Source organism: Schaalia canis, assembly GCF_003858455.1.
GTDB lineage: Bacteria > Actinomycetota > Actinomycetes > Actinomycetales > Actinomycetaceae > Pauljensenia > Pauljensenia canis.
Map to the genome: position 1 here is coordinate 1 of NZ_RQZF01000051.1, position 363 is coordinate 363.

The following is a 363-nucleotide window of genomic DNA, read 5'->3' on the forward strand; positions in this document are numbered from 1 at the left end:
GCCGTCAGTTGGCCATATTCCCACAGCCACAACACGCGCCCCATTGGTGTACTGAGCAATATAGTGGTGATCATTCCTAAAAGGAGGGTAACTCGTCTGAGGACTGCACATACTCTTCATAAGGCTGAAGTCATTGCCTGTAAGGGCATAGCCCGGCCCGACCTCCTGGGCTGAAAGCACAATCGGATAGGGCTCAAGCACCTCCTTCTCACGTGCTGCATCGCCTGAAGCACACCCCGCCAGCAGCAGCCACGCCGCCACGCACCCAGCACCAAAACGCCGCACAGTCCTTGGCCTCATCACTGGAACCTCTCAAAAAACGCTTTGTCAAACGATGTTTCCACTCGGAAACTGTCGTAATAG

General features: G+C 54.8%; 1 protein-coding gene. It reads right to left on the reverse strand.

The annotated features are described in order from the left end of the window. Positions 1-300: hypothetical protein (locus EII11_RS10785; protein ID WP_205649299.1), on the reverse strand; the 300-nt coding region annotated here is incomplete at its 3' end. Between the last annotated feature and the right edge of the window lie 63 nt (positions 301-363).